The sequence below is a fragment of the Mycobacterium sp. NPDC003323 genome, from assembly GCF_053589535.1.
The window spans coordinates 347,050-356,365 of sequence record NZ_JBSFSB010000005.1; the positions used below are offsets into that span (position 1 = coordinate 347,050).

Sequence of the window (9,316 nt, forward strand, 5' to 3'; positions counted from 1 at the left end):
CGTGCTGACCCTCAAAGCTGCGGGTCTGGTCGACGTCGATGCCGGGGCGATTGTTCGCCCCGGCATCGTTCGTGTCGACGGAGACCGCATTGTCGGCGTCGGCGGAGATCTCGATGACATCGTCGGCTCAGCCGACGCCGGCGACATCATCGATCTGGGTGATGCGATCCTGTTGCCCGGGTTGATGGACATGGAGGTCAATCTCCTCATGGGCGGCCGCGGTGAGAACCCCGGCCTGTCCCAGGTGCAAGACGACCCCCCGACCCGGGTGTTGCGCGCGGTCGGCAACGCCCGGCGCACGCTGCGTGCCGGTTTCACCACGGTCCGCAACCTCGGCCTGTTCGTCAAAACCGGTGGCTATCTGTTGGATGTGGCACTCGGCAAGGCGATCGACGCCGGTTGGGTCGAGGGTCCACGCATCGTCCCGGCCGGGCATGCCATCACCCCCACCGGCGGTCACCTCGATCCGACCATGTTCGCCGCGTTCATGCCGGGAGCCTTGGAACTGACCGTCGAAGAGGGCATCGCCAACGGTGTCGACGAGATCCGCAAGGCGGTGCGCTATCAGATCAAGCACGGCGCTCAATTGATCAAGGTCTGCGTATCCGGCGGCGTCATGTCGCTGACCGGAGAAGCGGGCGCACAGCACTATTCGGACGAGGAGCTGCGGGCGATCGTCGACGAGGCGCATCGCCGCGGCCTGCGGGTCGCCGCACACACCCATGGCGCCGAGGCCGTCAAGCATGCGGTGGCCTGCGGTATCGACTGTATCGAGCACGGCTTCCTGATGGACGACGAGGCGATCCAGATGCTGGTCGACAACGACCGGTTCCTGGTGACCACGCGCAGGCTGGCCCAGGCCATGGACGTCTCGAAGGCCCCGAAGGAATTGCAGGACAAGGCCGCCGAGATGTTCCCCAAGGCGGAGACCTCGATCAAGGCGGCCTACGAAGCGGGAGTCAAGATCGCGGTCGGCACCGATGCGCCGGCCATCCCGCACGGCAAGAACGCCGATGAACTGGTCACCCTCGTGGAATGGGGTATGCCGCCGGCCGCGGTCCTGCGCTCGGCCACCACCATCGCCGCCGATCTGATCAACTCCAAGGTTCTCGGGCGACTGGCGGACGGGTATCTGGCCGACATCATCGCCGTGCCCGGCGACCCACTCCAAGATATCGCCGTTACACGGGATGTCACATTTGTAATGAAGGGGGGTAAGGTCTACCGCAATGACTACGCCAAGTAAGACCGACGATCTGGTCGAGATCCAACAGCTGCTCGCCAAGTACGCGGTGACCATCACCCAGGGTGACATCGACGGCCTGGTCAGCGTGTTCACCCCGGATGGTACCTACAGCGCCTTCGGCGAAACATATGCGCTGGAACGGTTTCCGGTGCTGGTCGACGCCGCGCCCAAGGGTCTGTTCATGACCGGGACGGCTCTGGTCGACCTCGCCGAGGGGGCGGATGAGGCCAGTGGCACCCAGCCGCTGTGCTTCATCGAGCATTCGGCCCACGACATGCGGATCGGCTATTACCGCGACACGTACGTGCGTACCGACGCCGGTTGGCGGCTGCAAACCAGGGCCATGACCTTCATCCGCCGCAGCGGTGCCCATGACCACGGTAAGCCGCACGCGATCGGGAGGCCGTCGGCATGAGCGATCTCCACGATCCCGCAACGTTCCGCGCGGCCCTGCAGGAATGGTTGGGCGAGAACGACCTCACCGCCCCGGACGACCATTCGCTGCAGGGGCACATCCGCCAGTTCGCCCGGGTGCAGAGGGCGTTGTACGACGCGGGCTGGAGCCGCTACGGCTGGCCCGAGCACGCCGGCGGACTCGGTGGCCCGGCGATTCTGCGCGCCATCGTCGGCGAGGAGGTGGTGGGCCGGCGACTGGCCGAACCCGGACCGTACTCGATGCTCGAGGTGCTGGCCCCGACGATGATCGCCTACGCCTCCCCCGAACTCGCCGCCGAGATGGTGCCCAAGCTGCTGTCCGGGGAAGAGCAGTGGTGCCAGGGATTCTCCGAGCCGGGCTCGGGCAGCGATCTCGCCTCGCTGACCACCAAAGCCGTGCAGAACGGTGATCGCTGGATCATCAACGGCCAGAAGGTGTGGACCAGCTTCGCCCAGTTCTCCCATCGCTGCATCCTGTTGACCCGAACGGGCGGCGCCGGTGTACCCAGCCATGAGGCGATCACGGCGTTCTTCGTCGACGTCGACACCCCGGGCATCAGCGTGCGCCCGCTGCACACCATGCACGGCGTCGACGAATTCTGTGAGGTCTACTTCGACGATGTGGTGGTCGGTGCGGACCGGATGCTCGGAAAGCCCGGCGACGGCTGGCAGTTGGCGATGGACCTGCTGCCATACGAGCGCTCCACCTGCTTCTGGCAGCGCATCGCCTACCTCTACTCGCGTTTCGACGCGTTGATCGAGGACGTCAAGCGGCAGGGTTCGAGCGTCGACACCGATCTCGGTGAGACCTACCTGGCCCTGCACACGCTGCGCTGCCGGTCGCGCGCGACCCAGCACCGTCTCGCAGAGGGGCACAAGCTCGGCGCGGACACCTCCGTCGACAAGGTCCTGCTCGCCGGGGCCGAACAACGGCTCTATGACACGGTGCGCGATCTACAACCCGGTCTCATCGAACTGGACGACAACGAATGGCGCACCGAGTTCTTGTATTCGCGGGCGGCCACCATCTACGGCGGGACGGCTGAGGTGCAGCGCAACATCATCGCCCGTCGGCTGCTGGATCTCGGGAAGGAGTAACCGTGGATACCCGTGACGTCGAGATGCTCGAAGACACGCTGCGTAAGACCATGCTCGCCGAATCGGGTGCCGAGCTGGACGCGGCGCTGGCCGAAATGGGCTGGGCCGAAATGCTCACCGACATGCCGGAGCTGGCGGTTCCGCTGGTGTTCCGCCTGCTGGGTGAAACCGGTTCGCACGCCTCGGTTCTGGTCGACGTGGTGCTCAACGCCACCGGCAACACCATCGGCGACACCGTCGAACTGCCGTTGCCCTACGCCAACAACACCTGGGTGGTGTGGGATCGCAGTGCCGACCCGCGACCGTCGGCGACGCTGGGGGGACTGCCGCTGTTCCCGGAAGAGGAGGGTTACCCGATCCGCATCGCCGAGGCCCGCATCGCGGTGAGCTGGTGGCTGCTCGGGTCGGCGCGGGCGATGTTGAACCTGGCCCGCACCCACGCGCTGGACCGCGTGCAGTTCGGCAAGCCGATCGCGTCGTTCCAGGCGGTGCGCCACCGGTTGGCCGAGACGCTGGTGGCGATCGAGGGCGCCGAGGCGACCCTGACGCTGCCCCCGGTGGACAATCCCGACCTCACCGCCCTGCTGGCCAAGGCCGCCGCCGGCAAGGCCGCGCTGACCGCGGCCAAGCATTGCCAGCAGGTGTTGGCAGGTATCGGATTCACCGCCGAACATGATCTACACCACCATGTGAAACGCGTGATGGTGCTCGATGGGCTACTGGGCAACTCCCGCGAACTGACCCGCAAGGCCGGTGCGGGTTTGCGGGCCCGCGGCTCGGCACCCCGGTTGGCTCAGCTCTAGCACCACCTGCAGGTACCCCGTTTGTCCTGCTCGGAGCATGATTCGTCGGCCCGAGGTAGTGTTCGTGGCGGACTTCGCAGGACAGGGAAAGCCGGTTTCCCGGTAGGTCTTCTGAAACTGCGTAAATGAGAATAGTATTCTCGCCATGAGAAAGCTAGAGTCTCCGACACGTCCGTCGCGAGGGGGTGGAGCGAAGCAATGCCCAGGCATTCTCCGGTACAGTCCATTCATGTTCTCCCCACTGGTGAGGCGTCGGTGACCAGCGCAAGCGAAGAACCCGCCTGGAAGCAGCGCGCCGTCGAGCGGTCCATCAAGACCGCCAAACTGCGTGCCGCTCAACGCGTCCAGCGCTTCCTCGACGCCGCCCAGTCGATCATCATCGAGAAGGGCAGCACGGATTTCACCGTGCAGGAGGTCGTCGACCGGTCCCGCCAGTCGTTGCGCAGTTTCTACCTCCAGTTCGACGGTAAGCACGAACTGCTGTTGGCCTTGTTCGAGGACGCACTGAGCCGGTCGGCGGACCAGATCCGGGCCGCGACGGCCAGCCAGACCGATCCGATCGAGCGACTCAAGGTCGCCATCGAGTTGCTGTTCGAATCATCGCGCCCGGACCCGACCGCCAAGCGCCCGCTGTTCACCGACTTCGCCCCTCGACTGCTGGTCTCGCACCCGTCGGAGGTCAAGGTGGCGCACGCACCACTGCTGGTGCTGCTCACCGAGTTGATGGAAGAGGCCGCCGCGGCAGGCCGGTTGCGTCCGTCGATCAACCCGCGCCGGATGGCGGCGATGACGATGCAGACCGTGATGTTCGTGGCGCAGTCCAGTGGCAGCGATGACGCCACCAACAAGCCGATCACCGCCGCCGAGGTGTGGGACTTCGTGGCACACGGTTTCACCACCGAAGACTGATTTCTCCTCCCTGCTCGCCGGTCGATGCTCGTGCATCGGCCGGTGTTCGGCATGTCCGCCGCACGCCTCCCACGGTCGCGTCGGCATCGCAATGCGAGAATCAGATTCTTCTAAGCGAAGAGTACAAATGTTCCGTTTCGGATCTGTCGTTGACACGGATCGCCGCCGGTGACAGAGTGCTGAGCAAGTGCCAAGCAGTCCGCGGCGGAACGCGTTCGTACAGAATCGAGGAAACATGGCAGGGCGGGTAGAAGGCAAGGTCGCATTCATCACCGGCGCAGCTCGTGGACAGGGTCGCAGTCACGCCGTGCGACTGGCCGAAGAGGGCGCCGACATCATCGCGATCGACATCGCCGGACCGATCCGGCCCGGCGTCGACACCGCGATCCCGGCGTCGACCCCCGATGATCTGGCCGAGACGGCCAACTTGGTCAAGGGTCTGAACCGGCGCATCGTCACCGCCGAGGTCGACGTGCGCGACGCCGCGGCGGTCAAGGCTGCCGTCGACAGCGGGGTCGAGCAGCTGGGCCGCCTCGATATCGTCGTTGCCAACGCCGGCATCGGCAACGGTGGCGACGTCCTGCACGAGACCAGCGAACTGGACTGGGACGAGATGATCGACATCAATCTCTCCGGTGTCTGGAAGTCCGTCAAAGCCGCTGTCCCGCACATCATCTCAGGAGGACAGGGCGGGTCGATCGTCCTCACCAGCTCGGTGGGCGGCTTGAAGGCCTACCCGCACTGCGGCAACTACGTGGCGGCCAAGCATGGTGTGGTGGGGCTGATGCGCGGTTTCGCCGTGGAACTCGGCCAGCACAACATCCGGGTCAACTCGGTGCACCCCACCCACGTCAGCACCCAGATGCTGCACAACGAGGGCACCTTCAAGATGTTCCGGCCCGACCTGGAGAACCCGGGGCCCGATGACATGGCGCCGATCTGCCAGCTGTTCCACACCCTGCCGATCCCGTGGGTGGATGCCGTGGACATCAGCAACGCGGTGTTGTTCCTGGCCTCCGACGAAGCCCGCTACGTGACCGGGGTGACCCTTCCGGTCGACGCCGGTAGCTGCCTCAAGTAACCGATGTCCGATACCGTCCTGGTTACCGGGGCGTTCGGCCTGGTCGGTTCGGCCACCGTCAAGGCGCTCGCGGCCGAGGGTCGCACCGTTGTCGCGACAGATCTCGGCACCGAGGCGAATCGGGCAAGGGCACAGGCGCTTCCGAGCGGAGCGCGTGCGCATTGGGCAGATTTGACGACGCCACAGGAGGTCACCCGGCTGATCGACGAGGTCGCCCCGGATGCCATCGTGCATCTGGCGGCGATCATTCCGCCGCCGATCTATCGCAATCGGTCGCTGGCCCGCAAGGTCAACGTCGAAGCGACCAAGACGCTCGTCGACGCCGCAACGGCCGCGGCGAAGCCGCCTCGTTTCGTCCAGGCCTCCAGCAACGCCGTCTACGGCTCACGTAACCCGCATCGTCACACCGAGCCGGTGAGCGCCGACACTGCCCCGCGGCCCACCGAACTCTACGGGCAACACAAGCTGGAATCCGAGGCGTACGTGCGTGCGTCGACCCTGAACTGGGTCGTACTGCGCCTCGGCGGTGTGATGAGCACTGACATGTCCGCGCTGCCGTTCACGATGGACGCGTTGTATTTCGAGAGCGCCCTGCCCGTCGACAACCGCATTCACATGGTGGATGTCCGCGATGTGGCAAGCGCATTCGCCACTGCGACGGTCGCCGACGTGATCGGCGAGATCCTGTTGATCGCCGGCGATGACACTCACCGGATGCGCCAAGGTGATGTCGGGCCGTCGCTGGCGGCCGCACGCGGACTGCCCGGCGTCATACCACCGGGGCGGCCGGGAAACCCCGACAGTGACGACGATTGGTTCATCACTGATTGGATGGACACCACCCGTGCCCAGCAGATGCTGAAGTTCCAACATCATTCGTGGCCGGACATGCTCGATGAGATCCACGCGCAGACGGGCTGGAAACGTCACCCGTCCCGGTTGATCGCACCACTGGCCCGGGCGTTCGTCGCGCGCCAGGGCGCCTACCGGAACTCTCCCGGTCGGTACGCCGACCCGTGGGGTGCGCTCAGTGCCCGCCTCGGCGACACCGGTCCGGACACCCCACCGGTATGACCGCGCTGGTGATGGGCGCCAGCGGCTTTCTCGGCTCGCACGTGACCCGCCAGCTGGTTCGGCGCGGTGACGATGTACGGGTCATGCTGCGCCCCACCAGCGATACCCGTGGGATCGACGATCTGACCGTGGAGCGTTGTTACGGCGGGCTTTTCGACGACGAGGCGCTACGCGCGGCGATGACGGGTGTCGACGTGGTCTACTACTGCGTCGTCGATGCGCGGATGTGGCTGCGCGATCCGGCCGCGCTGTTCTCCACCAACGTCGAGGGCCTGCACCGCGTCTTGGACGCGGCCTTGGCCACCGGGGTGGAGAAGTTCGTCTTCACCAGCACTGCCGGAACCATGGCCGCACCGTGCGGGCGTCCGGTCACCGAGGACGATGAGGTCGACTGGGACGGCGGCGGGCCATATATCGAATCACGCCGGGCCGCCGAGAATCTGGTGCTCGACTACGCCCGCGCGCACGGACTGCCCGCAGTCGCGATGTGCATCTCCACCACCTACGGACCCGGTGACTGGCAGCCCACACCGCACGGTGGGGTGCTGGCCATGGTGGCCGCCGGCAGATTTCCGTGCTACTTCGGATACTCGCAAGAGGTGGTGGGTATCGAGGACGCGGCACGGGCCATGCTGCTCGCCGCCGAGAAGGGTCTCAGTGGTGAGCGGTACATCATCTCCGACCGCTATATGAGTTGCCGCGAACTGCATTCCGTTGCCGCCGAGGCCGCCGGCGTGCGCACGCCACGCATCGGCATCCCTTTTTCGGTCCTGCATGCCGGGGCCCGGCTCAACGACGTGGCGGCTCGCGTACTGGACCGCGACCTTCCGTTCGCCGCAGCCGGCATGCGCATCGTCGAGAACATGGGCCCGTTGGATCATTCCAAGGCGGTGCGCGATCTCGGCTGGCAACCCGAACCGGTGCGGGACTCCATTCGGCGCGCCGTCGGCTTCTTCATGGACCACCGCCGGTGACCCGCTGGGCGGCCACCGACGACGGCCTGCAGTTCCCGGCCGAACCGGATGCACTGCGAGAGGCGGGCGCGGAGTTCCTCACCGGTGCGATGCGCGCGTTCGGTTCGCTGGCCGGCGACAACCGGGTCACCGCAGTGACCCGCTTCGAGGAGTGCGGCGGCGGCAGCACCGGTCGGAAGGCAATGCTGGACGTCGAGTACCTCCGACCGGGTCCGCCCAACGGCCTGTTCGTGAAGTTCTCGCGCGACTTCGACAATGCCCGCCGTGACCGCGGCAAGTCCCAGATGGACCTTGAGGTGCGCTTCGCCGTACTGTCGAGGACCGTGGCGCTACCGGTCGCGGTTCCGGTCTGCGTGTTCGCCGCTTATCAGCAGGAATCCTGCACCGGAATCCTGATCACCGAACGCATCGGCTACGAAATCGGCACGGTCGAACGGCATTACGAGAAGTGCCTGGACCACCAGATGCCCGATCAGCTCGGACATTACCGGGCACTGCTGACGGCCGTGGCCCGGCTGGCAGGCACGCATCGATCGGGTCGGCTGCCATCGTCGGTGGACACCGAGTTCGCGTTCGATGCGGATCGAGTGACCGTCGGACAGCGTGTCCCAAGCGACGAAGCCGAGCTGATCGAACGTGTCCGTCGGCTCGCGGACTTCTCCGGGGCGCACCCGGGACTGCTGCCCGACGTGCCGAGGTTCATCGATCGCCTGATCACCGATGTCGGCCGCATCGCGGCGGCAGAGGATGCCGTGATGGCCTGGTTGCAACGCACCGAAGCCCACCAAGCGCTGTGTCATTGGAATGCCAACGTCGACAATGCGTGGTTCTGGCGGGAACCCGGCGGCGCGCTGCGCTGCGGCCTGATGGACTGGGGCTGTGTCAGCGTCATGAATGTGGCGATGGCACTGTGGGGAGCGTTGTGCAGTGCCGAGACCGAGCTGTGGCGGCTACATCTCGACGAACTGCTCGACCATTTCGTCGCCGAGGTGCTCGCCGCGGGCGGCCCCGCGCTGGATGTCGAGCTGCTGCACACCCAGCTGGCGCTCTATGCCACCGTGATGGGGGTGGCCTGGCTGCTGGACACACCCCGGCTGGTGAGCGCAGCGCTTCCGAATCTGACCGATGTCGCCGACCGGCATGATCCGCGGATCAGCGACAACGAGGCGTTACGTGCTCCGCTGTTGATGTTGTCGAATGTGTTGCAGCTCTGGGCAGGAGCGGATGTCGGTGCATTGTTGGGGCGGATTCCTGGATAGGGTCGCGGTCACCTGTTCAGGTCTCCAACTCATCGCTCAGCGCGCTTGCGACGAGGCGAGTCAGCCGTCGCCGAGGGTAAACGATCCGCGCCGAAGTGCCACGGGTGTCGCGAGGCATTACATACCGGTACGCAGTTAGGCCGAACTCGATGCCGAGGCGACACCACCGAGATTCTTCGAAGTGTCACCGATGTCCTGATGCAGAGCTGTCCGCAATATTAGTCGTGGAAACCCCTTGCATAGAGCTGATGTTATGTCTCAAGACATCGGTGACAGTTCTGCATCAGGACATCGGTGACACTTTGAGGGGTCTCGGTGGTGACACTTCTGCCTCGAGGCTTGGGTGGTGGCTGTCAATGAACCCATCGATCCTCGTGTCCGCCTGGCGATCGCCCAGTGGCCCGACGACGCGCCTCGCGGGGCGGTCTCGACGTTCT

The 9,316-nt window shown here is 65.7% G+C and carries 9 protein-coding genes; all 9 read left to right on the plus strand.

What is annotated here, in order from left to right:
• The first annotated feature begins 1 nt into the window (after position 1).
• Positions 2 to 1,246 (plus strand): amidohydrolase family protein, encoded by a 1,245-nt coding sequence (locus tag ACWDUN_RS15740; protein WP_449930149.1) that lies wholly within the window; start codon positions 2 to 4, stop codon positions 1,244 to 1,246.
• The gene (locus ACWDUN_RS15745; protein ID WP_449930151.1) at positions 1,230 to 1,661 is read left to right on the plus strand and encodes a nuclear transport factor 2 family protein; all 432 of its coding nucleotides are present in this window, start codon (positions 1,230 to 1,232) and stop codon (positions 1,659 to 1,661) included. The genes ACWDUN_RS15740 and ACWDUN_RS15745 overlap by 17 nt, the downstream gene beginning before the upstream one ends.
• On the plus strand, positions 1,658 to 2,779 hold the full coding sequence (locus ACWDUN_RS15750; RefSeq protein WP_449930153.1) for an acyl-CoA dehydrogenase family protein: 1,122 nt from the start codon (positions 1,658 to 1,660) through the stop codon (positions 2,777 to 2,779). The genes ACWDUN_RS15745 and ACWDUN_RS15750 overlap by 4 nt, the downstream gene beginning before the upstream one ends.
• Positions 2,780 to 2,802: 23 nt before the next feature.
• Entirely contained in the window at positions 2,803 to 3,582 is a 780-nt protein-coding gene (locus tag ACWDUN_RS15755) for an acyl-CoA dehydrogenase family protein (protein WP_449930201.1), read from the plus strand.
• Positions 3,583 to 3,780: 198 nt separating this feature from the next.
• A complete protein-coding gene (locus tag ACWDUN_RS15760) occupies positions 3,781 to 4,491 on the plus strand; it encodes a TetR/AcrR family transcriptional regulator (protein ID WP_449930155.1) in 711 nt (236 codons plus the stop codon).
• 235 nt (positions 4,492 to 4,726) lie between these two features.
• On the plus strand, positions 4,727 to 5,572 hold the full coding sequence (locus ACWDUN_RS15765; protein WP_449930157.1) for a mycofactocin-coupled SDR family oxidoreductase: 846 nt from the start codon (positions 4,727 to 4,729) through the stop codon (positions 5,570 to 5,572).
• A 3-nt stretch (positions 5,573 to 5,575) separates the two neighbouring features.
• The gene (locus tag ACWDUN_RS15770) at positions 5,576 to 6,646 is read left to right on the plus strand and encodes an NAD-dependent epimerase/dehydratase family protein (RefSeq protein ID WP_449930159.1); all 1,071 of its coding nucleotides are present in this window, start codon (positions 5,576 to 5,578) and stop codon (positions 6,644 to 6,646) included.
• On the plus strand, positions 6,643 to 7,620 hold the full coding sequence (locus ACWDUN_RS15775; RefSeq protein WP_449930161.1) for an NAD-dependent epimerase/dehydratase family protein: 978 nt from the start codon (positions 6,643 to 6,645) through the stop codon (positions 7,618 to 7,620). Before ACWDUN_RS15770 ends, ACWDUN_RS15775 begins: the two co-directional genes overlap by 4 nt.
• Entirely contained in the window at positions 7,617 to 8,879 is a 1,263-nt protein-coding gene (locus ACWDUN_RS15780; protein WP_449930163.1) for a hypothetical protein, read from the plus strand. Before ACWDUN_RS15775 ends, ACWDUN_RS15780 begins: the two co-directional genes overlap by 4 nt.
• The last annotated feature ends 437 nt before the right edge of the window (positions 8,880 to 9,316 follow it).

Coding starts and splice junctions, on each gene's coding strand:
- ACWDUN_RS15775 (WP_449930161.1), top strand. CDS start 6,643: ATGACCGCGCTGGTGATGGGCGCCAGCGGCTTTCTCGGCTCGCACGTG.
- ACWDUN_RS15770 (WP_449930159.1), top strand. CDS start 5,576: ATGTCCGATACCGTCCTGGTTACCGGGGCGTTCGGCCTGGTCGGTTCG.
- ACWDUN_RS15765 (WP_449930157.1), top strand. CDS start 4,727: ATGGCAGGGCGGGTAGAAGGCAAGGTCGCATTCATCACCGGCGCAGCT.
- ACWDUN_RS15755 (WP_449930201.1), top strand. CDS start 2,803: ATGCTCGAAGACACGCTGCGTAAGACCATGCTCGCCGAATCGGGTGCC.
- ACWDUN_RS15760 (WP_449930155.1), top strand. CDS start 3,781: ATGCCCAGGCATTCTCCGGTACAGTCCATTCATGTTCTCCCCACTGGT.
- ACWDUN_RS15745 (WP_449930151.1), top strand. CDS start 1,230: ATGACTACGCCAAGTAAGACCGACGATCTGGTCGAGATCCAACAGCTG.
- ACWDUN_RS15750 (WP_449930153.1), top strand. CDS start 1,658: ATGAGCGATCTCCACGATCCCGCAACGTTCCGCGCGGCCCTGCAGGAA.